The sequence below is a fragment of the Streptomyces sp. NPDC058646 genome (genome assembly GCF_042716875.1).
Classification (GTDB): domain Bacteria; phylum Actinomycetota; class Actinomycetes; order Streptomycetales; family Streptomycetaceae; genus Streptomyces.
In genome coordinates, this window is the sequence record NZ_JBHXRK010000005.1 from 37995 (window position 1) to 63108 (window position 25114).

Here is a 25114-nt window from a genome sequence, read left to right on the forward strand (position 1 = left end):
CATGACGCGGGCCCGGCCGTCAACCTCCGAAAGAGACGGCTCAATCCACTGCCGGGGGCGCCTGCCAGGAAGCGGCGACCAAGGAGCGTTCCGCGGCCCGGAGGTAGGCGGCCGCGGCCAGCCAGGCCCAGGCGTAGCCGTCGGCGGAGGGGTCGGCCAGGCGGCCGAAGGCATCGCGCGGGCGGCGGTCGGCCTCGGCGGCGAGGGCTTCGGCCCGTTCCGCCGCCGCGGTGAGCCCGGCTCGGCGCAGCGGGCCGTACGAGGACGGCGACGCGGCGTCGCGGGCTGCCTCGGCGACCGCCCGGCGGCCCCCCGCGACCCCCGTTTCCAGCAGGCGGCGTACGCGCCACAGCGGGGAGTCGGCCAGCGCGTCCGGAGCGGCGGTCGGGGCGGCTTCCATGGCGGGAGCCTCCGCGGGGCGCGGGAAGTGGCTGCCCTGGAGTCGGTCGTAGCCCAGGTCTGCGCGGCCGAGCCACTCCTCGGGGAGGCGCAGGGTGTACTCCGCGCCGGGCGCCGGGCCGACGGCGAGCGGGCGCAGCGTGGCGGCGCGGTCGAGGTCCGGGCGGCCCAGGACGCGCATCCGCAGGCCGGGATACTCGGCGAGGCGGCGCAGGTTCTGCGTGTGCGGGAGCTCCGGGTGGGGGTGCGCCGGGAGCAGCCGCAGCAGGGGGCCGTCCGGGCGCGTCTCGCGGACCAGGAGGTGGTCCCCCGAAGCTCCGACGACCGTGACCTCGCAACCGAGCAGCGCGGGTTCGGCCCCTTCCTCGGCGGCCAGCCGCTCGGCGACGGCCTCGGCCGCCGGGCGGGCGAAGAGCGCCGCGGCGGGACCCTCGGTCCAGGGGGTTCCGGGCAGCGGGCCGGCCTTGACCCCGCGTCCGGCGCCGAGCCGGCCTTCCGCGGAGACCGTGGCGCCGGCGATGCGCAGGCCCCCGCGGGCGAGTCCGGCGTGGTCGAGGGCGGCGCCGCCGAGGGCGACCGAGGCGGTTCCGGCACCCCGGGCGCGGGCCAGGCCTCCGGGGCGCACGTCGGAAACCGAGTAGCGGCTGCCGTCCGGGCCGAGCAGGTGGGTGACCACTCCCCCGTACCCGGTGGCCGACAGGACGGGCTCCCGGCACAGGCCGTACACCCGCAGGCTGCCGCCCGGCGCGTAGGCTCGGCGGGTGCTGCCGGTGAGCGCCGGGTCGCCGGCACCCGAGGCGAGCAGTCCGGCGGTCTGCAGGAGGTCGCGGAAGGCCCCGGTGAGGTCGGCGAGCCGGTGGCCGGCCTGGCGTTCGCGGGCGCCGCGCAGGCCCCGTACGACCCGCAGGGCCACCGCCTCGGCGCGCGGCAGCCCGGCGAGGCGGGCGGTGTGCGCCGCCCGCAGCAGCTCGGCCTGGACGACGGCACCCCCGGCGGTGACGCCCGCGGCGAGTGCCTCGGCGGCGGCCCGCCAGAGCGCGGCCGCGGCACGGAGCTGGGCTCCGGTGAGCACCTGGGCCTCCGCGAGGGCCTCGGCCCGGGCTCGGGCCTGGACCTGACCCTCGGTTTCCGGAGCCTGCGCGGCCGGTTCCGCGCCCTGCACGGCCTGCACGGGCCGGCCCGGCGCCGGGTCATCGGCTGCGGGCGGCTGCGGCGGGTCGGCCAGCGGGGCCGCGCCCAGGACGGCGGCCCGGTGCAGGCAGCGCGGCGCCAGCAGGCAGCTGCACTGCGCCTGTTCGGCCGCGGTGACCGCGCCGGCGGGGCCGGGCCGGAGCGTGACGAGCGCGTCCTCGCCGAAGCGGACGGTGGTGCTGCCGTCCGCCTCGGCGGTGGCGCCCGCGCCGCAGCCCGCGATGGCTGCGTCCAGCTTCTTGCGCAGGCGGGCGGTGAGGTTCTCGACGGCTTCGGCGAGCACGTCGGGGGCGACGGGCGGCAGTGCGGCGTGGTCGCCGGCGGGACGGCTCAACTTGGTTCTCCACGGAGGCGGTCGCCCACCCAGCGGGCGAGGGCGAGGGGGCTGAGGGCGGCCACCGGCATGCCCGCGGCGACGAGTTGGCGTGCGACGGGGACCGAGTAGCGGGGCGTGCCCGCGTCGTCGAGCGCGGCGCAGCCCAGCAGGTGGGCACCGGAGGCGGCGAGCGCGCGGACTTCGCCGAGGAGTCCTCCGAGCGGGGCGCCCTCCTCGAAGTCGCTGACCACGACGACGAGGGTGCGGCTCGGCACGGTGATCAGGGAGCGGGCGTGCGCGAGCCCGGCGGCGATGTGGGTACCGCCGCCGACCCGGACCTCCAGCAGCAGCGAGAGCGGGTCCTCGACCCGGTCGGTGAGGTCCACCACCTGGGTGGAGAAGGCGAGGAAGTGCGTGGACAGGGTCGGTACGCCGCCGAGCACGGCCGCGGTGAGGGCCGACCAGATGACGGAGGCCTCCATCGAGCCGGAGACGTCGACGACCAGGACCAGCCGCCAGTCGGCCTGCCGGCTCACCCGGGTGCTGAACACGGGCCGCTCCGGGACGACGACCACGCTGCCGTCGTCGTTGCGCCGGGTGTGGGCGAGGTTGGCGCGCAGGGTCCGGGCCAGGTCCAGCTTGCCGCCGGGGCGGCGGGTGGGCCGCGGGGTGGCGAGGCCGGACAGGGCGGGGCGCAGCCGGGTGGCCAGCTCCTTGGCGAGTTCGTCGACCAGTCGCCTGACGAGGGGGCGCAGCCGGGCCAGCTGCGCTTCCGGCATGCCGCCGGCGAGGGACAGCACGGAACTCAGCAGTTCCACGGAGGGCCGTACGGACGCGGGGTCGAGCTGGGCCAGCACGTCGGTGCGGCCGGCTTCGGCGGCCCCGGCGAGCACTTCTTCCCTGACGTCCGTGCCGAAGAGCGACTCCAGTTCCTCGGACCACTCGCGGGCGGTGGGGAAGGAGGCCTCCTGGCCGCCTCCGCCGGCTCCGCGGCCACCGTCGATGTCGGCGGCGCCCTCGCCGCGTCCGGCTCCGTACAGCTCGTCCAGGGCATGGGCGTAGCGGCGGGCTCCGGCGGGCAGCCGGTCGCGCTCACGGCCGAGGAGCAGCCGCCAGCGGTCGGCGGGCGCGATCCGCGGGCCGTCTCCGGCTTCGGCACCGGCGGCGGGGCGGGGGCCGGGGCCGGGGGTGTCGGGCCCCGCGGCGGGGGTCGCTGAGCCTGCCGGAAGCGGCGCGGGGGCGTCCTGCGTCCCGGGCAGCGGGAGGGACTTCAGTGCGGCGAGTCCGGCGGCGTCGGCGGCGGCCCACAGGGCGAGCAGGGCGGGCGGCGCGTCCAGGGTGAGGTCGGGCCGGTCGCCGAGGCGTTCGGCGACGGTGTCCAGCAGCCGGTCGCGGGCGGCCGGGGCGAGGGTGTCGAAGCCTCCGCGCAGGGCCGGCAGCCGGTCCAGGAAGTCCTGGTCGGTGAGGTGCTCGATGCGGTCGAGGAGCGGTTCGAGGGCGGCCGGGGAGGACTGGAGGAGCGGTCCGGCGGCGGTCAGGAGTCCGCCGAGGCGACGGGTCAGGGCGCGCCTGCCGCCGGGGCTGCCCGCGCCGTCGACCCAGCCGGCGGCCCGGTCTCCGAGTGCGGCGGCCGGGTCGAGGTCGAGGAGGACCCGTACGGCCTGTGCGGCGCCCTGCATGAGCGGGGAGGCGGTGGCGGCCAGCTCGGCCAGGGCCTCGTCGAGGCGCACGCCGAGGTGGTGGGCGGCCGCCCGGTCGGTGAGGGCCACCAGAGCCGCGGCGTCGGCGGGGTCCTCGCTGCCGGCGAGGCCCGGCAGGGAGCGTACGGCCGCTTCGAGGAGGTCGGCGGTGAGGGTGGTGGCCGTGGCGCGGGAGGTGTCGGAGGTGCCCGGGAGGTGACCTCGGCGCAGGGCCTCCAGGAGGTCGAGGGCCTCCAGCAGTTCGGGCAGGGTCGCGGTCTGCGGCAGGGCGGCGGCCGCCTCGTGGAGGCGTACGTCGACCAGCTCGGGCAGATCGCAGCGGGCGGCGGCGGCCAGTCCGGCCAGGATGCCGGCCGGGGTCGGTCCCCCGTCGGCAGCGGCACGGCGCGCGGTGTCGCGCAGGGTTCCGGCGGCCGCCTGGGCGGCGGTGACGCCGCGGACGCCGGCGAGGTCGAGCCGTGCCGGGACCGAGGGCGTCCAGGACAGCCGCCACTTGGTGCCGAGGGCGGCGCCCTCGCCGGTGGCGGACACGGTGAGGGGTTCGCCGTACGAGGCTCCGCAGACGAGGAGCCGTTGGAGGAGCACCTCGCGGCGGCCGTCGAGCGGGGAGCGGAGCGGGTCGAGGCGGACCTCGCGGGGGGCGGGGTCCTCGGGGGCCGGCAGCCGCAGCTCGGCGAGTTCGGCCTCGACGGAGGGGCCGAGGCCGGAGCGGGGCGCGTGCGGGGAGATCCGGCCGCGGACAGCGCCGATGAACACGGCCGCGAGTGCCTGGGCCAGCGCCCGGCCCCGGCCCAGTGGTTCGCCCTGGCCCAGGACGGTGGTGACGGCCTCCAGGAGCTCGCCGCGGCCGGGCGCGGGGAGCCCGCGCAGGACGGCCAGGTCGCAGGCGAGGCGGAGGGTCTCGGCGGCCTCGCCGGTGCCGGCGGTGTGCCCGGCGCGGCGCAGCTCCCGGCAGAGCCCGGTGACAGCGACGGAGGCGGCCTCCCGGACCCGCGCGGGGTCGCCGCCGGCCTGCAGGACAGCCTGCTGCCAGAGGGGATCGCGGATCCCGGCGGGGTAGCCGGACCGGGAGTCGAGCAGGTCGTAGGAGTACGGGACGAGCGAGGTCACGGGCGCGTCCGGACCTCCCGGCTGCCCGGCCCCCTCCGCGCTCCCGGGCACGGAAGCGGCCCGGGGCACGGGCACGCCCCCCGCCGCCCCGTGGGGCGCACACCCGGGACGGGGAACGGCAACGCTCGCCGAGCCGGTCCCCACCGCGGACACGGGCACCGGCACGGGCGCGGCGACGGTCGCCTCGTCCGCTGTCCCGGCGGGGTGTTCCAGGGGGCCGGGCCCGTCGGCCCGGGACGCCAGGGCCGGGGCGTGGAAGGCTCCGATCACGGCCGCCACCCGGCGGCCCCCGGCGGCCTCGGCGGCGATCACCTCGCGCATGTGGGCCTCGCGGGCGAGGTCCACGGCGGGGACGGCCGCGTCCTCGCGCAGGGCCCAGCCGACGCCGAGCGCGGCGCGGCGTACGGCGTCCGGGGCGCAGCCCGGTGCGAGGACCTCGACGGCGCGGTCCCACAGGTCGTCCCCGTCGCGGCCGGTGCCCGCCGCGGTGAGGCCGGCGGCGTAGGAGCGGACCGGGGCCGGGCCGGCCGGGGGGACCGGTCCCGGCTCCTGGGGCGCGGGGGACGCCGGGGATGGCGCTGTCCAGCCGCGCGCCCCCAGGGGGAGGTCGCAGCAGACGACGGCCGCCCCGCTGCGGCGGGCCCAGCGGATCGCGGCCAGCTCGGGGGAGAAGTCGGCGAACGGGTAGAAGGCCAGGCGACCGCCCTCGCCCGTGCCCGCCAGGGCGACAGGTGCGACGGTCTCCGGGTCGGCGAGATGCTCCAGCCACGGCTGGAAGTCGGCCGGGAGCTCGACGCAGACCACGTCGGCCCCCGACGCGTCCAGCAGGTCCGGGACCACCGCGGCCAGCGCGGGGCTGTGGTGGCGGACCCCGAGCAGGTACGGCGTGCGTGAGGCGGCCAGCGCGGCGACCGCGTCCCGCGGATCGGCGGCGACGGGTGCGGCCGGCGGGGCGGCGGATGCCTTCGGCGGGGTCACCGCAGGCTCCCGCGGAGGTCCCACAGGCGGCGCCACATCGCGGAGCCCTCTTCGGCCCGGCGGCGGACCGGGCCGTCCCAGTAGCCCAGCAGCCGGCCGTGGTCGGCCGGGTCGTCCTTGCGCACGACGCCCAGCAGGTGTCCCGGCAGCAGGTCCAGGACGTCCCCGCCCGGCAGGTAGGCGGCCGAGACCCCCAGCGAGGCCGCCACCTGCACGGCTTCCGCGGTGGACATGACCGTACCGGGGCGTTCCACGTCCCAGCCCTCGGCGGAGCGTCCGGAGCGCAGGTCCCGGAAGACCGTGACGAGGGCGTCGAGCACGGCGTCGTCGACCCCGAAGGCGGCGCCCGCGCGCTGGACGGCGGCGATTGCCTGGCGGCGGATCAGGGTGGCTTCGGCGTCCGCATCGGCGATCGGGGCGACGGTCTCGAAGTTGAAGCGCCGCTTGAGTGCGGCGGACATCTCGGAGACACCGCGGTCGCGCAGGTTGGCGGTGGCGATGACGGTGAAGCCGGGGGCGGCGGAGACCAGCCCGTCCTCGGTGGCGGTCAGTTCGGGCACGCTGAGCCGCCGGTCGGACAGGATCGACACCAGGGCGTCCTGCACCTCGGGCAGGCAGCGGGTGATCTCCTCGACGCGGACCACCCGCCCGGTCCGCATCGCGGAGAGCACCGGGGAGTCCACGAGGGCCTGCGGGGTGGGCCCCTGGGCGAGCAGGAGGGCGTAGTTCCAGCCGTAGCGGAAGGCGTCCTCGGTGGTGCCGGCCGTGCCCTGGACGGTGAGGGCGCTGGTGCCGCTGACGGCGGCGGCCAGCAGCTCGGAGAGCATGGACTTGGCGGTGCCGGGCTCCCCGGTGAGCAGCAGGCCGCGCTCTCCGGCGAGGGTGACCACGCAGCGTTCCACCAGGGCGCGTTCGCCGACGAACTTGGGGGCGACCGCCAGCTTGGCCGGCAGGCCCGCGCGGCGTCCGGGCAGGGCGAGTTCGGCGCCGTCGCTGCCGCAGACGAAGGTGACGACGGCGCGCGGGGTCAGGGCCCAGCCGGGGGGTCGCGGGCCGGGGTCCTGGGCGGCGAGGAAGGCCAGTTCGGCGGCGTAGCGCTCCTCGGCGGGGAGTACCTGCCGGGTGGCGGGGGGCTGTTCGGTGACGGTCATGCGGAGTCCTCGGGATCGGCAGGGATGCGGAAGAGCGGGGTCGAGAGGGGTGTGCGGGAGAGCGGAGCCGGGAGGCGGGTGCGGGAAAGCGGAGCGGTGAGGGCGTACGCGGCGGGGGGGGCGGGGCGGGGGGGGGGGGGCCCCGGGGGGGGGGGGGGCCCCCCCCGGGGGGGGGGGGGGGGGGGGGGGGGGGGGGGGGGCGGGGCGGGGGGGGGGGGGGGGGGCCCCCCCCCGCCCCCGGGGGTGCGCCGGGTTCAGCGGCGGCGGGTGCGGGTGCGCTTCACCTTGAGTTCCTCGAAGCGCGGTGCGTCGCCCTCCCGAACCCGCTGCCACGCCCTGCGGTAGAGCTCCGCGGCCGGTTCCCCGGGGACCAGCAGGCCGTGCAGGACGGGACCGTACAGGGAGAGCTTCCACCGCTCGACCGGCACTGTCGGCGAGGTCATCTCGGCCCAGCCGCCCGGCAGGAACAGGGAGCGCCCCGCCCGGCTGCGGCTGGCCGTCACCACCAGCTCGGTCGCGGCCAGTTCGGCGCGGGCCGCCTTGAGGCGGGCGGGCTTCCAGCCGGTCCAGCGCGCCGTGTTGCGGTCGGTGGGGTCGGGCATGGCGAGCAGCGCGAGGTACAGCGCGGCCGCGTCGGCGCCGAGGCCGTGCGCCTCGGAGGCTTCCGCCACCAGCTCCGGCACGGAGCGGCTCGGGTCCTGCGGCCACCAGGTGCCGTCCTTGTCGACGGCTCCGGCCGCCGGGGCGCCCGGGTCGGCGAGCAGGGCGGCGAACCGGGGGTCGTGGGCGAGCCGCAGGGCGGTCTCGGTCGCGGAGATCCGCTGGTCGTCGCCGCGCAGTACCGCCAGGTACGGGTCGGAGCCGGTGGAGTCGAGCAGGGCGGTGCGTACCGCGGGCCGGGGCCGGCCGTCGTGGGTGGCCATGATCACCGCGCCGTACCGCTCGTGGTCCTCGCGGGTCTCGGTCGGTGTGCCGGCCGCCTTGCGGAAGTCGGACAGGCTGGTGAAGTGGCCGGTGCTGAGCATCAGTCCGGGTGCGGCCAGCCGCTGCCGTACGGCCGTGAGCGCGGGCGGCAGGGCGGCGCGTACGGGGTCGCCCGCGGGCAGCCGGTGGGCGAGCCAGGCGGAGAGGGCCACCGTTGCGGTCAGCACGGACTCGTTGAAGGGCTCGGTGGCCGGCTCTGCCGGTTCCACGTGGTCGCCCCGGACCGTCCAGGTGACGTCGACGGAGAGCTCCCGGGAGGCCGCGGGGTCCAGGAGGGCGGGCAGGGCCCGGTGGGCGGACCATCCGCCGCGCACGGCCCGGCCGGCCTCGGCCAGCAGCCATTCGGGGACCGGGGTGCGGCGGCCGACGCGCCGGTTCCACACCTCGGCCGCGGCTGCCACGTCGGCTCCCCGCGTCCACAGCTGCGCCGGGTCGGCCGGGAGCAGCGCGGCGACCACGGACCGCCGTACGGCGGCGTCGATGGTCTTGAGTTCGTCACGGGCCTGCGCCGCGAGGCCGGCCTTGACCCCGAGGGCCGTCCTCAGGTCGGCGGACAGGAAGTTGTGCCCGTAGCTGTCGATGTCGGGCAGGCCCGCGAGGACCAGCCGGGCCATGGACCCGCAGACCCCGGTGAGGCGGGCGAACTCCTCGGCGTCCTGCGGGAAGAAGGGTGCCGGGCCGCGGTCGGCGGCCTCGGCGAGGAAGGCGGCCAGCCAGCCGGCGCCGCGCTCCGGGTCGCCCAGCGGTGCGTCGCCGCGCAGGGTGTACGGGGCGGGTGCGGTGAAGCGGCCGGTGGGGTCGTGGAAGAGGGCGCCCAACTCGTACCCGTCGGGGACGGCTCGGTTGTGCTCGGTCATGACGAGGGCGGCTCCCCCGCCGAGCGGCAGCAGCGCGCGGTGGTAGGGGGTGCGTTCCGTTCCGTCCGGGCTGCGCAGGTGGTGCTGGTCGAGGTGGAGCAGGACCCGGCGCCAGCGGCGGGCGGAGCCTTCGGCCGAGGCGAGGCCGAGGTCGTCGATCGCGCCGAGCAGGCTCAACAGGGCGGCGCGCTGCTCGTCGGTGGTGCCGACGGCGACGGCCCGGTAGGCCACGGCGGCGGGCTGGTCGAGCAGGGGTGTCCACACGAGGGAGGAATGGTCGATCGCGGGCATGTCGAAGTGGAGCCGGCCGGGCACCGCGGCTGCTTCGGTCTGTGCGCAGACTGCGGCGAGCCGGCGCAGGGTGCGGTGGACGGGGTCGGTGTCGTGGCCCCAGCCGTAGGAGCGGGAGCCGGTCAGTCCGCGCAGGGCCTCGTCGAGGACCCGGTCGGCGGGTCCCTGGACGGCGTGCCCGGCGGCTTCGTCGTCGGGGTGGAGGCGGGCCGCCACCTTGTCCAGGGCCTTCTGCTGGGTGAGCGCGAAGCGCAGGGCCTCGACGATGCCGCCGACGAGCTGGGCCGCGGTGACGGCCGGGAGGGCGGCGCGTACCAGGTCGGGCAGGTCGGCGGCCTTCTCGGCCGCGGCGGCGGCCTTGAGGAGGGCGCCGACGGTCTCCCGGTCGGCGGTGCGCAGCGCGGCCGAGCCCTCGGGGTCGCGGGGCCGCAGCGCGTACCAGTGGGACAGCGGCGGCAGGTCCACGCTGCCGGTGGCGAAGGCGACGCTGTGGTGGTCGCCGCGCGTGTGGGTGGTGACCACGCCGTCCGGGTCGCTGAGGCTCAGTTCGCGCCAGCGCTGCGACAGGGCGCGCGGGCGGTCGTCGCCGGGGAAGGTGAGGGCGGCGACGGGCATGTCGCGGCCCTGCGGGAGGGTGACGGTGCGTCCGCCGGTGTCACTCGCGGTCCAGCCGCGGCCGGGCAGGCGCACGGCGCGCCAGCCGAGGAGGCCGTCGGCGGGGACGCCGAACACCGAGCCCGCCACGGTGGGCGCGGGCAGCAGCCGGCCGGAGTGTCCCCTCTCCTCGGCCTCCGCCGGGTGGCCGTCCAGCGGGTCGGCGAGGAACCGGGGCAGGGAGAACCGGCCGTACGCGTCGCCCGCGGGGTCGTACTCGCGCCAGCCGCCCTCGGCGCCCTCGGTGGTCCGGTCGCGGTGCTGCCACACCCAGTACGAGGTGCCGTCGGACGCCAGCCGCCGCTCGTCGGGCAGGCGGGTGTCCCCGCGGTGGAGGACGCCGCCGCCGGTGGTGCGGCCGCCGCCGGGGAGGGGCAGGGAGAGGTGTTCGGAGCGCAGCGACCACTGGTTGCGGTCGCTCTCCAGGGTGAAGACGGTGCCGGGCGCGGAGGTCCAGTAGCCCTCGATGCCCGAGTTCCACGAGGACCAGAAGACCAGCAGGTCGCCGTCGACGTAGTGGAATCCGTAGCGGTAGGCGTTGCCGGTGGGGACGCGCAGGTCGTGGGTGAGGAGGGTGGAGTCGGCGTCGATGACGCGGACCTGGGTCTGGTTGGCGACGATGAGGTACGGCCAGGCCTCGGCGACGGTCAGGCCCCGCCGGTCCCGGCCGGGGCTCAGTTCGGTGACCGCGTTCTCCCAGGCGGGCCAGACCAGTTCCTCGAACAGGCCGGCGCGCAGGGTGCGGGCGAGGGTCTCGCCGAGGTCGGTGGCCGCCGCGGCGGCCACTTCCTCGGGGGCGAGGGCCAGGGCTTCGGCGGGCAGCCAGGTCAGGCGGCGGATGGCTTCGGGGACTCCGGGCAGGCCGGCGGCGGTGGAGGCGCCGGCGACGCGGCGCATCCACTCGGCCAGCAGGGGGCGTCCGCCGGGAGCGGCGGCGACGGCCCGGACGATGTCGGCGCTGTCGTCGAGGGCGTCGAGGGCCCGGTGGAAGGCGGGGTGGAAGCGTTCGTCGGCCGCCAGGGCCAGCAGGTCGCGCCGCTGGCCGGCGCCCGCCCAGTCGCGCAGGTTGAGCTGGTCGTGCCGGCTGCGGTGGCTCCCGGTGGGGGGCGGGGGGTCGGCGACCGGGATGTCCAGGGCGAGGAGCAGGTCGAGGAGGTCGGCGTCCTCGACGCCGACCCGCAGGCCCGTCTCACGGCCGGGCCGGGCGAGTTCGGTGCGCAGCTGTCCGGCGCAGCGTTCGACGACGGCGAGCAGGGCCGGGGGTGTGGGGCGACGGCCCCAGCCGGTGTGGCGGGCGGCGTGGAGGCGTTCGAGCCAGCCGGCGGTCCCGTCGGTGCACCGCTCCTCGGCGGGCAGTTCCTCGGAGGCCAGTCCGGCGGTGGCCCCGGACTCCTCGAGGACGTCCAGCCACAGGGTGGTGAGGTCGTCGTCGCCGGCGGGCGGGGTCAGCTCCAGGAGCGTGCCGCGTGCCGCGGGCACCCGCCGGCCCAGGGCGACGAGCGCGCCGCGGTGGGCCTTCCACCAGCCGGCGGCGGCGCGCAGGGTGGCGGGCAGGGGCAGCAGTTCGGCGAGGTACTCCTGCTCGGGCTCGGTGCCGGTGTGGCCGGCGGCGCGGGCGAGCCGGCGCAGTTCCACGGCGGCCTGCGCGGAGGGCGGCAGGCCGCCCGCGGTGCGGCGTACGCACAGGCGGCGGAAGCGCTCGTACGCCTCGGCCGGGGCGACGCGGAGGGCGAGTTCCTTGCCGTAGCCGGTGAGGACCTTCACCGGGAGGGCGCCGGCCAGGGCGAATTCGAGGAAGACGGCGTCGAGGCGGTCCTCGTCGACGCTCAGGCCGTGCTGGGCCTCGCTGGTGCGGGCGCGGCCGAACAGCTGCGCGGCGTAGGTGGTGTTCTCCACGGCGAGGAAGGTGCGGGCGGCCTGCTCGTAGAAGACGGGAAGGAAGTGCGGGACCGCTGCGGCGAGCCGGCCGGCGAGTTCGTGGCAGGCGTCGAGGGCGGCCTTGGGCTTGGTCTTCGCCTGGCGGGCGATCCGGTCGAGCTCGGGGACGACGGCGAGGGCGTGGTGGCCGTCGGCCGGGTGGTGCACGAGGACCCACTCGGGGAAGCCGAGGGCCTGGCGCTGGCCGAGGCCGACGACGGGCGGCTCGCCCTCCTCCCGTACGAGTCCGAGGAAGCCCGCTGCGAGGTCTTCGGCCGCGCCCAGTTCGGCCGCGGCGAGCCGGACGACGACGCGGTCGTCGCCGAGGGCGGGGTGGCGGTAGGAACGGGCGGTCAGGTCGACGGCGTGGGGGCCCGCGTCGGGGGTGCCGGCCGGGAGCACGGCCCCGGCCCTGAGCAGCAGCCGGGCCTCGTCCGGGCCGGCGGCCGTGGTCGTGTCCGTGGTCATGTCCTCGCCCGTGGTCGTACCCGTGGTCGTGGTCGTGTCCGCGCCCGGCGTCGTGTTCGTGGTCGTGTTCGTCTGCGTCAGCTGGGTGTTCACGCGTTCCCGCCCTCCTCGATCTTGCGCCCGGCGTAGAGCGCCGCGGCCATGCGCATCCCCTCGGACCAGGCCACCGGTCCGACCTCTGTCAGGCGCACCGCCCGGCCGTCCTCGTCGTGCCAGTTCAGGGCGCCGGTGGTGGTCTCGTCCTCGTAGTAGGGCTCGCCGATCCAGACGGCCGCCTCGGTGCTGCGGCCGCCGTCGCGCACCTTGCAGGTCGCGTAGCCGCCGGAGACGCGGTAGCCGAGGCTCGTGGCCCGGGCGGCCAGGCTGAAGCGGGTGGGGAAGACGCCGCCCGCGTAGTCGCGGACCTCGGTGGCGTTGGCGGCGAGTCCTTCCGGCTTGGCCCAGGTGGCGCGGTGGATCTGCTCGACCTGCTGCACGATGCCCAGTTCGGCCGCGAAGTCCCGTACGTCGTCGAGGTCGGGCAGCAGCACCGGGTGCGGCAGGGTCACCGTGCGCGGGGAGAGCCGTACGGTCTCGCCGTCTAGGTTGACCACCTTCAGCTCACCCGCGTCGGTGGCGTCGCGCAGGAAGCCGACCTCGTCGGGGTCGTCACCGACGACGGCCAGGTCGCGCAGGGCGTTCTGCCAGGCCTCGTCCCGCCAGACCCGGGCGAGCAGTTCGGTCGGCACGGGCAGCGAGGACACCATCCAGCTGTCGGCCTGGGCGACGCAGGCCGCCGCGTGCCGGTCGAGCCATTCGGCGAGCCGGCGCAGCCGGTCCACCTCGGGATGGTCCTTCAGCGCCTTGGGCAGTGTCTTCAACTGCCGTCCCGCCGACCGGCCGGTCGCGGACCTCGCCGCCACCCGCCCTTCCACCAGGGTGATCTCGTACCCCTCGCCCGCCGCCAGCCATGCCATCAGCTCGTGCCCTTCCCCGCCTGTCCGACCGGATCCGCGCAGCCCTCACAGGGGGAATCCGACCCCCTGAGCTGCGGTATGCGGGGAGACTAGCGAGAACCACTGACAATGCCCGACGGAGGGTCACCGTCCGGTTGATTGTCCCGATCTGGGTAGGCTTCGGGAGTCAGCGTACGAAGCGGGGCCGGCTCGGGGCGGGGTCATGGGACGTCAGATACGTGTACGGGGTGTGGTGCTGGCGGCCTTGCTGCTGCCGGCCGCGGCCGGGTGTTCCGGTACGGCGGGGCCGGGCGGCCCCGACCCGAAGCCCTCCGTGTCCCGGACGGCTGCGGCGGACCCGCCGACGGATGCGTCACCGGCGCCCGGTGGCAAACCGGCCGGCGCGGACGTCCTGCCGGGCATGGTCGACGTGGCCGCGGCCCGTACGCAGTTGGCGGCGCTGCGGGTCGCCCCCGTGGGCACGATGGCGGGCTACAGCCGGGCCCGGTTCACGCACTGGGCCGAGCAGGGCAGCAAGTGCGACACGAGGGAGACGGTGCTCCGGCGCGACGGGACCGGGGTCACCCAGGACGCGGAGTGCCGGGCCGTGTCCGGTACCTGGAAGAGCCTCTACGACGGGGTGGTGGTCACCGACGCCTCCAAGATGGACATCGACCACATGGTGCCGCTCGCCGAGGGCTGGCGCTCGGGCGCGGCGGGTTGGGACGCGGCCAGGCGCAAGGCCTTCGCCAACGACCTGACCCACCCTCAGCTGCTCGCCGTCACCGCCTCCTCCAACCGGTCCAAGGGCGATCAGAGCCCCGACCTGTGGCAGCCCCCGGAGCGTACGAGCTGGTGCCAGTACGGCCGGGCCTGGACCACCGTCAAATCCGTGTACGACCTGACCGTCACCGAGCCGGAGAAGAAGATGCTCACCACGATGCTGGACACGTGCACGTCATGACCGGGGCACGGCAGTGGCAGGACGAGGTGCTCGCCGGGCCCGGCGGTGCGATGACGGACGAGGTCGGGGTGGTCACCGGCCCGCTCACGCTGCGCTCCTCCGCGGACGGGGACCTGCTCCGCCTCGACGTCCAGTACAAGGACGCCGACGAGTGGTACACCCTGACCGGCAGTCCGCTGCCCCACGGCGGCGACCCCGCCGCCCTGCACGCCGCCGCGCTCGCGGCGATCCGTGCGGGCGGCGGGGCCCAGGCCCCCGGGTCCGCTCCCGGGGCCTGACGCGCGGGAGAGAGCCCCGGGGCTCACAGGACGGCGATGCCCAGCGGCCTGGCCCCGGCGGGGAGGCGGCGGGTGGCGCCGGTGTCGAGGTCGACGACGGTGATGCCGTTCCAGTAGCCCTCGCGGGTGTAGCCGCCGCTGACGTAGGCGGTGCGGCCGTCGCGGGACACGGCCACGTCCTCGTGGGGGCCTTCGAGCGGGTACACGCGTTCCGTGCCGTCGGGGGAACGCACCGTGAGCGAGGGCCCCTTGCCGTCCCCGGGCTGCACGGCTCCCGTGCCGACCACCAGGAGCCGGCCGTCCGGGGTGGCCGTCGCGCCGTGCTGGTGGGTGTCGGCGGTCATCCGCTCGACCGTGGTGGCGCCGGTCCGGGGGTCGACGACGGCGAGCCGCTCGCCCTCGAAGGGCAGCAGCAGCATCCCGTCGGAGGGCCGCACGACCGTGTGGTGCGGTTTCAGCCAGGAGGCGAGTCCGCCCTCCGTCCCGTACGGGGCCACCTCGATCCGGCGGGGCCGGAGCGAGTCCGCCGCCACCACGGTCACGTCGAAGGAGTCGTGGCCGGTGAGGTAGACCTCGGCGCCGTCCCGGGAGACGTCCACGTCGAAGGGGCGCCTGCCCACCGGGACCACGGCCGTCACCTCGGACTTCGCCGTGTCGAGGACCTCCAGTACGCCGCGGGTCCCGGGGACGTTGACCCCGACGTACGCCCGCGCGCCGTCGGGCGAGAGCGCGATGCCCATGCCGCCCCCGCGGTACTCGCCGTCCGTGACCGGCCCGGTGGGGGTGCGGTGGGGGACGAGGGCGGTGAGCCTGCGGGTGCGGGTGTCGACGACGGCGACCCCCTCGGCCGTGGCCACCCACGCGCGGCCGTCCGCGCCGACGGCCAGACCGTAGGGGGCCCGGCCCACCGGGACGGAGGCGACCGCACCGCGCTCGGGGTCCGTGAAGGTGACCGTGCCGGCGCCGAAGTCGGCGGTCAGCAGGGTGCCGTGCGGGGTGCCCGGGGCGGCGGGCAGCGGGGAGGCGGCCGAAGGGGCCGGGCGCGGCGCGGCGTCCCCCTGCCCCGCGGTACAGGCACCGGCCGCCAGGACCAGGGCCAGCGCGGGGAGGACCGTACGGGTGCCCGTTGCGCGGCGGCTCACCGGCCCGGCTCCCGCTCCGCCGCCGCGTCCCGCAGGAGGCGGGCCATGCCGTCGAAGCCGCGGTGGGCGGCGTGCTCGTACGGGGTCACCCCCTCGAAGTCGCCGAGTGCGGGGTCGGCTCCGGCGGCGAGCAGGGTCGCCACGACCTCCTCGTGGCGGGGGCCGCCGTCGCCGAGGATCACGGCCTCCAGGAGGGCGGTCCAGCCGAGCCTGTTGACGTGGTCGACGTCGATGTCCGTCTCGTCCAGCACGGCGTGCACGTAGGCGGTGTGTCCGCGTTCGGCGGCCGGGATGAGGGAGATCCCGCCGAAGCGGTTGCGCAGCTTCAGGTCGGGTCCGGCGGGCAGCAGCAGCCGCATCATCCGGACGCTGCCGGTGAGGCCGGTGACCAGCCAGGGGCTGTCCTCGCGGGCGTCCTGGGCGTTCGGGTCGGCGCCCGCGGCGAGCAGCAGTCCGGCGGCCTCGAGGTGGTCGCCCAGGACTGCGAGCAGCAGGGGGGTGCGCGCCCGCGCGTCGCGGGCCTCCACGGCGGCGCCGGCGGCGAGCGCCGCGGCCACCGAGGCCGCGTCGCCGCTCCCGGCGGCGTCGAGGAGCTGTCGGTCGTGCGGGGTCATGGTGTCCCTCTCGGCTCCGGGGCGGGGAGGGGCCACGTACGCCCTCCCGCTCCCTGTTCCATGGTCGCCGCGGGGGCGGCCGCCGCCGGTCCGCCCGCCGGGCCGATCCCGCGCGCGGTCCGGAGGAGGGGCGGGTCATCCGATCGGCCGACGCGCGGGGCGGGCGGGAGGGGCAGGAGGAGCCGGTAGAGGCGGGAGGGGCCGAAGGGGTGCGGGAGGCGGGAGGAGCCGGTACGGGTCAGGCCTCGTACTCGGTGAGATCGATGCTGTGGATCTGCAAGAGGTACCCGTGCTCGGGGTGCGTGGTGTCGCGCTCCAGCACCATGCCCAGCTTGCGGATCACGTTCTCGGACTCGTCGTTGCCCGCGCGGTTGACGGCGACGACGCGGTCGAGGCCCCGGTCCTGGAGGGCGAACTCCAAGGTGGCCTGGGCGGCCTCGGATGCGTAGCCCTGGCCCCAGTACTGGCGGCCCAGCCGCCAGGTGATCTCGATGTTCGGGTACACCTCGGGCAGGTACTCGGGCACCGTGAGGCCGACGGCGCCGATCAGCTCGCCGGAGCCGAGGAGCTCGACGGCGAAGAGGCCGAAGCCCTCGTCGTCCCACTCCTCCTCCCAGCGGTCGATGTCCTCGGCGGTCTCGTCGAGACCGCGGACCGAGCCGTCGCCGATCCACCGCATCACGTCGGGGTCGCCGTTGATCTCGGACAGGGGGACGAGGTCGTCCTCCTGCCAGCGGCGGAGGAGGAGTCGGGGGGTCAGGATCTCGGTCATGCGGCCCATCCTGCCGAACGCCGGTGCGCAGCGGTAATCGGGTCCCGCCAGTGCGTGCAGGGTGCAGGTTCGTGGCCGTTGCGCCCCCTGCCTTCCCGGCGGCGGGGAGGCGTCCTGCCAGCCCTCGGCGTCGGTGTGGTTCCGGAGGCCTCCGGCGCCCGGTTGCCCGTCGAGGACCGTGACCGTACCGGAGTCGGTGTGGGCGCCGGTGCGGAGCTGACCGGGCGGGGGTGCGCCTCCCGGATCCGTGCGGGCAGAGCCGGGTCCACGCCGTCTCCGGTGACCAGCAGGAACCCCGGCGCCCGCAGGGCCGCGTGGACGCGGGACGCCGTCCTGGCATGCGCCGCTGCGTCACCGGACCGCCACGGACCGAGGTCGCTCACGGGAACCCGGGCGCCCGCCATGCGGGAACCTGCCTTCCGAGCGGGTGCCGGGCGTCCGGAAGCGTGGTCGGCGCCGTGCGGCCTGGCGGGGAGGGCTGCAGGGTGTGCCCCGGGGGCGCGGGGAAGGTCGTGGTCCGTCCCGAAAAGGACCAGAATGAGACCCGGGGCCCCCGGAGGGACGGAGCGAGCGGTGAAGATGTCGACCAAGGAGGTCTTCGGGGCTCCGTGCTGGGTGAGCCTGATGGCCCGCGACCAGGGCGCGGCGCAGCAGTTCTACGGTGCGGTCGTGGGCTGGAGGTTCCGCCGGGGCCGTCTCGGCGAGGCCTTCTCCGTCGCCGAGCACGAGGGGGTGCCGGTGGCGGGCATCGGGGCGCTGGCGGGGGATCTGGCGGTGCCGGTGGCGTGGACCCCGTACTTCGCCGTCGACGACGCGGACGTGGCGGTGGACCGCATCCGCGAGCGCACCGGCACGATCGCGGTCGGCCCGGTCTCCTTCCCCTCCGGTGGCCGCGCGGCGCTGGTCGCCGATCCGGACGGGGCGGTCTTCGGGATCTGGGAGGGCGCGGTGTCGGCGGACTGGCGGGTGGGGCGGGGCCCCTCCCCGGCCTGGCTGGAGCTGCGGACCAGGAACGCCTTCGACTCCGCGATCTTCTACGGGGCGGTGCTGGAGTGGGCCTCCGGCCGGACCGGCTGCTGCGAGGTCTCGTACGAGGAGGACCAGGTCGTGCTCCGGCAGGCCGGGGAGCCCGTGGCCCGTCTGAACAGCGGGCCCGTCGAGCTGGCCGGCTACACGGCGCACACCAGGCCCCGCTGGCACGTCCACTTCCGGGTCCCGCGCCTGCGGCCGGCGGTCGAGGCGGCCCTGGCCCTCGGCGGGCGCACCGTTTCGGACGTCACCTCGAACGCCTCGGAGCGGTGGGTGGCGCTCCGTGATCCGGACGGTGCCCTGTTCACGCTCACCACGGCTCTGAGGGACGAGCCGGACGAGCCGGGTCAGGGCGGCTCCGGGATGAACGGCAGGTAGTCCTCCCCGGGGGGTGAGGGGATCACCGTGTAGCTCGCCTCGGGGAGTTCGTTCCACACCCCGGGGAGGTCTCCCAGCGGTTCGGAGACCACGAGGCGGGTCGCGTCGGAGACCTCGTTCAGGAATTCCAGTTCGGGGTGGAGGTGGCGGACGGTCTCGGCCTTGCTGCTGTAGTAGAGCGAACGGGACCTGCCCAGGCTGGAGTAGCGGAAGGCCCACACGCGCTCGCCGTCGCTGACGGCGACGGTCATCTGGAGCGGGTCGGCGACGCCGTGCTCCTTGCCGAGGTGCTCCACCAGGCCCGCCATCCGGGCGACGGCACCGGGGACGTCCTGGTCGAGGCCGAAGGTGACCGCCAGGTAGAACATCACCTCGGAGTCCGTGGAGCCCTCGATGGCGGAGAACAGCGCCGGGTCGACGGCCATGCACAGGTCGCGCTGCAGGCGCTCGAAGTCCGTGATGGCCCCGTTGTGCATCCACAGCCAGCGTCCGTGCCGGAAGGGGTGGCAGTTGGTCTGCTGGATCGCCGAGCCGGTGGAGGCGCGGACGTGGGCGAAGAACAGCGGGGAGCGGACGTGGCCGGCGAGTTCGCGCAGGTTGCGGTTGTTCCAGGCCGGGGCGATGTCGCGGTAGACCGCGGGGGTGCCGTCCCCGCTGCCGTCGGTGCTGTACCAGCCGATGCCGAAGCCGTCCCCGTTGGTCGATTCGACTCCGAGGCGGGCGTTCAGGCTCTGGTTGATGAGCGAGTGCTCCGGTCGGTAGAGCACCGCGTCGAGCAGCATGGGGGAACCCGAGTAGGCGAGCCAGCGACACATGAGCACCATCCCCTTGTCGGCCTGGTCCGAGCCTAATCCCGTGGCGGGTCCTCAGGCGCGGCTGACGGCGCGGCTGATCGGCCGGACGGCCCTACGGGGTGGCGGTGATCTGCGCGCACGCGCGCACGACGGCCTTCAGATCGCCGCTCGCACGGTACAGCCGCCGCTGTACGCGTGCACCGTTGCCACGCTCGAAGAGCTCGCTGATGCCCCGCTGGACCGCGGCCGCGTCGCCGTGGTCCTCCAGGGCGTCCCGTACATGGTCGAACAGCGCGTCCACGGCGGCCCGCGCGGATGTCTCCCGCATGGTCGCCGGGTGGATCAGCGGTCCTTCCAGGCCGGAGCGGGCCGCGCGCCAGGACGCGAGGCGGAGCAGGCTCACGCCGGTGCGGGCCGGTGGCCCGCCCGCCTCCCAGGCGCGGGCCGCGGTCTCCACGAGGCCGCGGACCAGGGTCGCGACCAGGACGGTCGTAGCGGGGTCCAGGCAGACGTCCGCGACACGGATCTCGACGGTCGGGAAGTTCACGCCGAGCCGCGCGTCGAAGTAGACCATGCCCCCGTCCCGGAGCACTCCGGTGTCCACCATGGCGGCGACCTGGCGGTGGTACCTGTCGGCGGAACCGAAGACCTCGGTCGGGCCGGCCGAGGGCCAGCGGTTCCACACGCGGCTGCGGTAGCTGTCGTAACCGGTGTCCTCGCCCTGCCAGAAGGGCGAGTTGCTGCTCATCGCGGTGAAGACGGGCAGCCAGGGCCGGATCCGGTCGAGGACGGCCACGCCCTCTTCGTCGGAGGTCACGGAGACGTGGACGTGGCAGCCGCAGGTCAGCTGCTCCTGGGCGGTCAGGCCGAAGCTCTCGGCCAGCCAGGCGTAGCGTTCGCCGGGGCTCATCGAGGGGGTCACGCGTACGGGTGAGGTGGCCAGGGCGGCCACCTCGGCACCGGCCGTCCGCGCGTGCCGGGCGGCGACGGAGCGCCACCGTCTGATCTCCTGCTCCAGCTCGCTCATGGCGGTGACCGGACGGGTGGCGAACTCCACCTGCTCGCGCTTCAGCTCCTTCTCGAAGATGTGGTCGGCGCCGCAGGCCTCGTCGTGCGCCGCGCCGTCCAGGACCAGGGCCGCGACGGACAGCGGCTCCCCGCTCTCGGCTCCCACGAGGAGGAGTTCCTCCTCCACACCCACGCTCCGCACGACCACCGTCCATGTCCGAGTCCCGCGCTGTGCCGTCCTGCCGGCCTGCCCTTGCTCACGGCCTGTCGTGCCCGCAGGAATCGGCATCACGCTCAGTAACGTTTCGAGATGCGTTCGTACGTTACTGCTGCTTCGCTGGATCCGCCCGCTCTCCCACGGATCCTAGGAGTGATCATGAGCGTTGCAGACGGTTCCCACGGCCGGTCCCAGCAGTTGCGTGACAAGGCCAAGGAGCTGAAGGAGGCGGCCGAGCGCGCCACCGACCCGGAGGAGAGCCGGCGGCTGCGGGACAAGGCCCGCCGCCTCCAGGAGCAGGGCGAGAAGGAGAGCGGCATGGACGACCGCGGGATGGACCCCATGTAGGCGCCCTCCTTCCTCCCTTCCGCCTCCTGGCGGACCTCTCCGTCCTCCGTCCGGTTCCGGCCGGTGTCCGCCGCGACTGCCCCGTCGCCGCGGACACCGGCCGGAACCGTGGAGGGGTTTCCCCGCCGGCCGGTCCGCGTGGCGGCAGCCTTCCGCGGCGAGATCGGCGCGGCCCTCCGGGCCCTGGCACCGTGCCCCCACCACGAGCTGGGCCGTCGCGCGCGGGGGCGGGCCGGGCGTCCCCGGACCCTAGAGACGGACCTGCCAGGCGGCCGTGGAGCGCAGGGTCCGGGCGACTCCCGGGTCGCGGACCGAGGGGGTGCGGTCCTCGGCCGTGACCGACAGCCGGTGCGTGCGGAGGTCGAAGAGCCACAGCTCGGCCACCGCCACCTCGGTCCGGCCCTCGAACCGCTTCAGTTCCCTGCCGTCCAGGTACCAGCGGACCACGAGCTGCCGGCCGTCCGCTCCGGTCAGCCGGGGTACGGCGGCCTCGGCCGTGTGGCGCAGCCGCAGGGTGCGGTCGGTCGGGGTGAGCGGGGTGAGCGTCTTCGCGTGCCGGTAGAAACCGGCGATCATCGCCTCGGTGCCCGGGAGGCTGAACGGCTTGCCCAGGACCCGCATGAGCGAGGCGTCGGTGGGCCGGTACAGGCCGGTGACGAAGTAGCCGCCGCCCTCGTAGGCGCCGACCGTGCCGCCGTCCGGCGACTCCTCGCCGAGCCAGCGGTACCACTTGGCCCGCTGCGCGGCCATCCGGTCGGCGGGGAGGGTGGAGCTGTTGGAGTCGGCGGGCTCGGGGCCGGTGTACTTCTCGTAGTCCGGTGTGCCGGGGTAGAAGTACTCGTCGGCGAGCTTGCCGAGGGAGTGGCCGGTCTCGTGGATGGCGACCTGGCCGGACTTGGCGTGGCCCGCCGAGGCCGTCGATATCCCCGCGTAGCCGAGGGTCGCGCTGGGCTCGTTGTAGCCCGCCCCGCCGTACTTGGCGCTGTTCGCGAGGACGATGACCAGGTCGGCCTCCGGTGCCTTCGCCACGTAGGAGTCGACCTTGGGCTGGTCCACGCAGAGCAGCCGCTCGATGTCCCCGCACCAGAAGTACGAGCCGAGCGCGGTGTCGCGCACGGTGGCCGGGTCGGGGTCCCCGGAGACGCCGGAGTCGTGCGAGACCGCGTCGACCGTCCAGACGTTGAAGAGGTTGCGGTAGGTGGTGTACGGCTCGACGGCCGTGACCTCGGCCCATTTCTGCCGGGCGTCGGCGTGGAACTCCGCCAGCTCGGTGGCGGTGTAACCGTCGCCGATGACGACGACGTCGAGGCGGTCCGCGGTGGGCCCGTTGTCGATCACCTTGGTGACCTCGCCGTCGGCGGCCCGCTCGGCCTCGGAGAGGCGGCCCGTGGACTTCGCCCGGCCGCCGGCGGCCGGTACGAGCAGGTGCCCGGAGCCGGCCTCGTCGCCGTGCTCCGGCCCGGGTATCTCGACCTCCACCCGGGCGTCCGCCCGTGAGCCGGCGGCTGCGTCGGCGGGTGCCGCGGCCAGCAGTGCGGCGGTCGCGCAGACCCCCGCGACGGCTGCCCGCAGGGCGGCGCGGACGGTGGGACGTCTGACTGGGACCATGAAGTCCTCCCCCGGGAACGGAAGTTAAGCGGCTGAATAAGTGCACTGAATCGGGTGCTTAAACTAGGCGGCGCGCGAAGGGTGCGCAATGCCCTCCTCCCCCTGAATACTGGGGAGTTCGAGCAACCAGGGGGACTCCATGGACGAACCGGCCCAGATCGGCCGCCGGGTACAGCGCATGCGCACCGGACTCGGTCTGACCCAGCGGCAGTTGGCGGAGCCTGCGTACACGCCCGCCTACATCTCGACCGTGGAGTCGGGCAAGGTCCGGCCCTCGGAGACCGCCCTGCGCTTCCTCGCCGGGCAGCTGGGCACCTCGTACGAGGAACTGACCACCGGACGCCCCGCCCACCTGGGCACCGAGCTGCGCCTCGCCCTCACCGAGGCCCAGCAGACGCTCGCCACCGGCGCGGCCGACGAGGCCGCCGCACGCTACCGGCAGCTCCTCGCGGACGCGGAACGGCTGGGGCTCGCAGCGGAGCAGGCGGAGGCCCTGCTCGGACTCGGGGACTGCGCCCTGGAGACGGGCGGGCTGCCCGAGGCGATGGCGCACTTCGAGGCGGCCGAGCACCTCCTGGCCCAGGAGCCGCTCCCCCGCCGCGCACGGGCCGTCCGCGGCCGCGCCGTCGCCCACCTGCTCGCGGGTGAGCTGCGGTACGCCTGCTACCTGCTCGAATCCGCCATCGACGAGCTGGGCACGAGCGGGCTGGCCGACCCCGAGGCGCTGGTGCTGCTGTACGCGGCGGTCATCGGGCCGTACATCGACATGGGGGCCCACGCCCGCGCCGCGCACGCCGCCGAACTCGCCCTCGCACTGGCCCCGCAGGTCAGCGATCCGGCCCTGGTGGCGGGCATGCACCGGCAGGTCGCCCGGACCTTCCTCGCCGAGGGACGGGTGGCCGACGCGGACGCCTCCCTCGCCAAGGCCCAGGCGATCTACGGGCAGCTGCGGCTGCGGACCGATCTGGCGCACTGTCACTGGATGCGCGGTTACGTCCAGGCGCAGAACGGCCAACTCGACTCGGCCGAACGGGAGCTGCGTACGGCCCGGGACATGCTGGCGGCCAGGCGGGCCGCGCTGTACACGGCCCAGGTGGAGGTGGAGCTGGCCGATGTCCTGCGCCAGCTCGGACGGTACGAGGAAGCCGCCGCGCTCCTGTCCTCGCTGCTGGAGCTCGGGGACCGGCACGGCGCCGTGCACGCGGGCGGGGCGCACCGGCTCCTCGGCCTGATGGCCGAGGAGCGCGGTGAGACCGAGACCGCCGAGGAGCACTACGTCCAGGCGCTGTCCCTGCTGGAACGCAGCGGGGCCTCGGGCGACCTGGCCGATCTGTGCCGGCTGCTGGGCGACCTGCTGCGGCGCACCGGGCGGACCGAGGCCGCGCTCGACGCGTACCGCACGGGGCTGGGCCACCGTGCGGCCCCCGGTACGACCACGCTGGGGCCGGCGCCGGCCGCCCCCGTCTTCGCGAACCCGGCCGTCAGTGGTTCTCGGTGGGCTGGAGGTCGCGCGGGATGAGCGCCCAGGTCGTCGCCGCGGCGGCGACCGCCAGGGCTCCGGCCATCAGGAACGCCGGGGTGATCGCGAGGGTGTAGGCGTGCGAGGCGGTGTCGTTCAGGGCCTGCCCGACGGCGCCGCCCAGCCGCTCGGCCGTGTGGGCGGCCTCGCCGACGGAACCGCGTACCGCCTCGGCGCTCGGGCCGTCCAGGTCGAGTACGGGGAGGTTGCCGCGGTAGAGGGCCGCGGCGGTGGATCCGAGGATGGCGACGCCCATGGCCGAGCCGAGTTCGTAGCAGGTCTCCTCTATCGCGGCGGCGCTGGAGACCTGGGCGGCGGGCGCGGCGGAGACCAGGGTGACCGAGGCCACGGTGGTGGCGATGCCCGCTCCCGCCCCCATGACGGTCAGGGCCACGGCGAAGGCGGGGTAGCCGAGACCGGTGAACTGCTGGAGGGTCCAGGGCAGCGCCATGCCCGCGGCCAGGACGACGAGTCCGGCGCCGAGCACGTGGCGGATCGCGTAGCGGTGCATCAGGGTGGGCGCCACCATCGAGGCGCAGATCAGCGCGAGCGGGGCGGGCAGCAGCCTGAGGCCGGCCTCCAGCGGGGTGTAGCCCTGCCCGTACTGGAACCACTGGGTGACCAGGAACAGGATCGCGCCCATGCCCACCATGGGCAGAAAGATCGCGGTGGCGGCGACGCTGAAGGCGGGCTTGGCGAACAGCCGTACCTGGAGCAGCGGGTCGTCCAGCCGCAGCTGGCGGCGGACGAAGACGGTGAGCAGGACGGCGGCGACGAGGAGGAGCGCCCAGGGCAGCGGGTCGCCGGCGCCGCTCTTGCCGAGCTGCTTGATGCCGCCCGCCAGGGCGAGCATGCCGACGACGGACTGGCCGACGCCCCACCAGTCCCAGCTTCCGGTGGCCCGCGGGGCGCGCGATTCGGGGAGGTAGCGCAGCCCGGCCACGACGATGACGGCGGCGACGGGCAGGTTGAGCAGGAAGGCGCTGTGCCAGCCGTGGTCCTGGACCAGGAGTCCGCCGACCACGGGGCCGAAGGCCATGCCGCCGCCGAAGACGGCCGCCCAGACGGCGAGCGCGAAGGCGCGTTCCTTGGCGTCGGTGAAGACGCTGCGCAGGATCGACAGGGTGGACGGCATGATGGCGGCGCCGCCGACGCCGAGGAGGGCGCGGGCCGCGATCACGTGCCAGGCCTCGGTGGAGAAGACGGCTATCAGCGAAGCCGCCGAGAAGATGCCGAAGCCGGCCATGAGGAGCCGCTTGCGGCCCCAGCGGTCGCCGAGGGCTCCGGCGGTGACCAGCAGGCCGGAGAGGGCGAGCGCGTAGACGTCGATGATCCACAGCTGCTGCACGGCGCCGGGCTGGAGGTCGCCGACGAGCGAGGGGAAGGCCACGTTGAGGATCGTGGTGTCCATCGATATGAGCAGGAGGCTGCCGGAGAGGATCGCCAGGACGATCCAGCGGCGGGGGTCCCGCGAGGGGGTGTGCATGGGGTT

17 protein-coding genes are annotated in these 25114 nt (G+C 75.8%); 5 read left to right on the forward strand and 12 right to left on the reverse strand.

The features are described 5' to 3' along the window. Window positions 1-40: 40 nt before the first annotated feature. From ACFWUZ_RS08175 to ACFWUZ_RS08195, 5 genes are all read right to left on the reverse strand, one after another. The gene (locus ACFWUZ_RS08175; RefSeq protein ID WP_384369012.1) at window positions 41-1924 is read right to left on the reverse strand and encodes a hypothetical protein; all 1884 of its coding nucleotides are present in this window, start codon (window positions 1922-1924) and stop codon (window positions 41-43) included. Then, window positions 1921-5694, reverse strand: coding sequence for a DUF5682 family protein (locus ACFWUZ_RS08180; RefSeq protein ID WP_384369015.1), 3774 nt, complete (start codon window positions 5692-5694; stop codon window positions 1921-1923). The genes ACFWUZ_RS08175 and ACFWUZ_RS08180 overlap by 4 nt, the downstream gene beginning before the upstream one ends. Continuing rightward, the gene (locus ACFWUZ_RS08185; protein WP_384369018.1) at window positions 5691-6845 is read right to left on the reverse strand and encodes an AAA family ATPase; all 1155 of its coding nucleotides are present in this window, start codon (window positions 6843-6845) and stop codon (window positions 5691-5693) included. Before ACFWUZ_RS08185 ends, ACFWUZ_RS08180 begins: the two co-directional genes overlap by 4 nt. Before the next feature lie 254 nt (window positions 6846-7099). Then, window positions 7100-12109 (reverse strand): DNA-binding protein, encoded by a 5010-nt coding sequence (locus ACFWUZ_RS08190; RefSeq protein ID WP_384369021.1) that lies wholly within the window; start codon window positions 12107-12109, stop codon window positions 7100-7102. Further along, entirely contained in the window at window positions 12106-12972 is an 867-nt protein-coding gene (locus ACFWUZ_RS08195; RefSeq protein ID WP_384369024.1) for a DUF4132 domain-containing protein, read from the reverse strand. The genes ACFWUZ_RS08190 and ACFWUZ_RS08195 overlap by 4 nt, the downstream gene beginning before the upstream one ends. A gap of 202 nt (window positions 12973-13174) precedes the next feature. Here ACFWUZ_RS08195 and ACFWUZ_RS08200 point away from each other — a divergent pair, with 202 nt between their 5' ends. Both ACFWUZ_RS08200 and ACFWUZ_RS08205 read left to right on the forward strand, forming a co-directional pair. Further along, entirely contained in the window at window positions 13175-13915 is a 741-nt protein-coding gene (locus tag ACFWUZ_RS08200) for a DUF1524 domain-containing protein (RefSeq protein ID WP_384369027.1), read from the forward strand. Next, a complete protein-coding gene (locus ACFWUZ_RS08205; RefSeq protein ID WP_384369672.1) occupies window positions 13912-14193 on the forward strand; it encodes a hypothetical protein in 282 nt (93 codons plus the stop codon). Before ACFWUZ_RS08200 ends, ACFWUZ_RS08205 begins: the two co-directional genes overlap by 4 nt. Before the next feature lie 23 nt (window positions 14194-14216). Here ACFWUZ_RS08205 and ACFWUZ_RS08210 read toward each other — a convergent pair whose 3' ends face one another. From ACFWUZ_RS08210 to ACFWUZ_RS08220, 3 genes are all read right to left on the reverse strand, one after another. Then, on the reverse strand, window positions 14217-15335 hold the full coding sequence (locus ACFWUZ_RS08210; RefSeq protein WP_384369030.1) for a hypothetical protein: 1119 nt from the start codon (window positions 15333-15335) through the stop codon (window positions 14217-14219). After that, the gene (locus tag ACFWUZ_RS08215) at window positions 15332-15949 is read right to left on the reverse strand and encodes an ankyrin repeat domain-containing protein (protein WP_384369033.1); all 618 of its coding nucleotides are present in this window, start codon (window positions 15947-15949) and stop codon (window positions 15332-15334) included. Before ACFWUZ_RS08215 ends, ACFWUZ_RS08210 begins: the two co-directional genes overlap by 4 nt. Before the next feature lie 238 nt (window positions 15950-16187). Continuing rightward, the gene (locus ACFWUZ_RS08220; RefSeq protein WP_384369036.1) at window positions 16188-16721 is read right to left on the reverse strand and encodes a GNAT family N-acetyltransferase; all 534 of its coding nucleotides are present in this window, start codon (window positions 16719-16721) and stop codon (window positions 16188-16190) included. Window positions 16722-17300: 579 nt separating this feature from the next. On the opposite strand from ACFWUZ_RS08220, the gene ACFWUZ_RS08225 reads away from it, so the two are divergent. Further along, a complete protein-coding gene (locus ACFWUZ_RS08225) occupies window positions 17301-18128 on the forward strand; it encodes a VOC family protein (protein WP_384369675.1) in 828 nt (275 codons plus the stop codon). On the opposite strand, the gene ACFWUZ_RS08230 is transcribed toward ACFWUZ_RS08225, so the two are convergent. Further along, a complete protein-coding gene (locus ACFWUZ_RS08230) occupies window positions 18098-18943 on the reverse strand; it encodes a class II glutamine amidotransferase (protein ID WP_384369039.1) in 846 nt (281 codons plus the stop codon). The genes ACFWUZ_RS08225 and ACFWUZ_RS08230 overlap by 31 nt on opposite strands. A 91-nt stretch (window positions 18944-19034) precedes the next feature. Beyond that, window positions 19035-20132: a glutamate--cysteine ligase gene (locus ACFWUZ_RS08235; protein ID WP_384369042.1), complete on the reverse strand. Its 1098-nt coding sequence runs from the start codon at window positions 20130-20132 to the stop codon at window positions 19035-19037. Between the two features lie 174 nt (window positions 20133-20306). Between ACFWUZ_RS08235 and ACFWUZ_RS08240 the strand changes: the two genes are divergently transcribed. Next, the gene (locus tag ACFWUZ_RS08240; protein WP_384369045.1) at window positions 20307-20495 is read left to right on the forward strand and encodes a DUF6381 family protein; all 189 of its coding nucleotides are present in this window, start codon (window positions 20307-20309) and stop codon (window positions 20493-20495) included. 249 nt (window positions 20496-20744) lie between these two features. On the opposite strand, the gene ACFWUZ_RS08245 is transcribed toward ACFWUZ_RS08240, so the two are convergent. Continuing rightward, window positions 20745-22103 carry a M64 family metallopeptidase gene (locus ACFWUZ_RS08245; RefSeq protein ID WP_384369048.1) on the reverse strand — a complete coding sequence of 453 codons (1359 nt, stop codon included), beginning with the start codon at window positions 22101-22103 and terminating at the stop codon, window positions 20745-20747. Window positions 22104-22242: 139 nt separating this feature from the next. Here ACFWUZ_RS08245 and ACFWUZ_RS08250 point away from each other — a divergent pair, with 139 nt between their 5' ends. Further along, on the forward strand, window positions 22243-23622 hold the full coding sequence (locus ACFWUZ_RS08250; protein ID WP_384369051.1) for a tetratricopeptide repeat protein: 1380 nt from the start codon (window positions 22243-22245) through the stop codon (window positions 23620-23622). Here the strand turns inward: ACFWUZ_RS08250 and ACFWUZ_RS08255 are convergent. Next, window positions 23585-25108 (reverse strand): MFS transporter, encoded by a 1524-nt coding sequence (locus ACFWUZ_RS08255; protein ID WP_384369054.1) that lies wholly within the window; start codon window positions 25106-25108, stop codon window positions 23585-23587. The two genes, ACFWUZ_RS08250 and ACFWUZ_RS08255, sit on opposite strands and share 38 nt — an antisense overlap. Window positions 25109-25114: the final 6 nt, after the last annotated feature.

Coding starts and splice junctions, on each gene's coding strand:
- ACFWUZ_RS08185 (WP_384369018.1), bottom strand. CDS start 6,845: ATGACCGTCACCGAACAGCCCCCCGCCACCCGGCAGGTACTCCCCGCC.
- ACFWUZ_RS08195 (WP_384369024.1), bottom strand. CDS start 12,972: ATGGCATGGCTGGCGGCGGGCGAGGGGTACGAGATCACCCTGGTGGAA.
- ACFWUZ_RS08200 (WP_384369027.1), top strand. CDS start 13,175: ATGGGACGTCAGATACGTGTACGGGGTGTGGTGCTGGCGGCCTTGCTG.
- ACFWUZ_RS08205 (WP_384369672.1), top strand. CDS start 13,912: ATGACCGGGGCACGGCAGTGGCAGGACGAGGTGCTCGCCGGGCCCGGC.
- ACFWUZ_RS08215 (WP_384369033.1), bottom strand. CDS start 15,949: ATGACCCCGCACGACCGACAGCTCCTCGACGCCGCCGGGAGCGGCGAC.
- ACFWUZ_RS08220 (WP_384369036.1), bottom strand. CDS start 16,721: ATGACCGAGATCCTGACCCCCCGACTCCTCCTCCGCCGCTGGCAGGAG.
- ACFWUZ_RS08225 (WP_384369675.1), top strand. CDS start 17,301: ATGTCGACCAAGGAGGTCTTCGGGGCTCCGTGCTGGGTGAGCCTGATG.
- ACFWUZ_RS08230 (WP_384369039.1), bottom strand. CDS start 18,943: ATGTGTCGCTGGCTCGCCTACTCGGGTTCCCCCATGCTGCTCGACGCG.
- ACFWUZ_RS08240 (WP_384369045.1), top strand. CDS start 20,307: ATGAGCGTTGCAGACGGTTCCCACGGCCGGTCCCAGCAGTTGCGTGAC.
- ACFWUZ_RS08245 (WP_384369048.1), bottom strand. CDS start 22,103: ATGGTCCCAGTCAGACGTCCCACCGTCCGCGCCGCCCTGCGGGCAGCC.
- ACFWUZ_RS08250 (WP_384369051.1), top strand. CDS start 22,243: ATGGACGAACCGGCCCAGATCGGCCGCCGGGTACAGCGCATGCGCACC.
- ACFWUZ_RS08255 (WP_384369054.1), bottom strand. CDS start 25,108: ATGCACACCCCCTCGCGGGACCCCCGCCGCTGGATCGTCCTGGCGATC.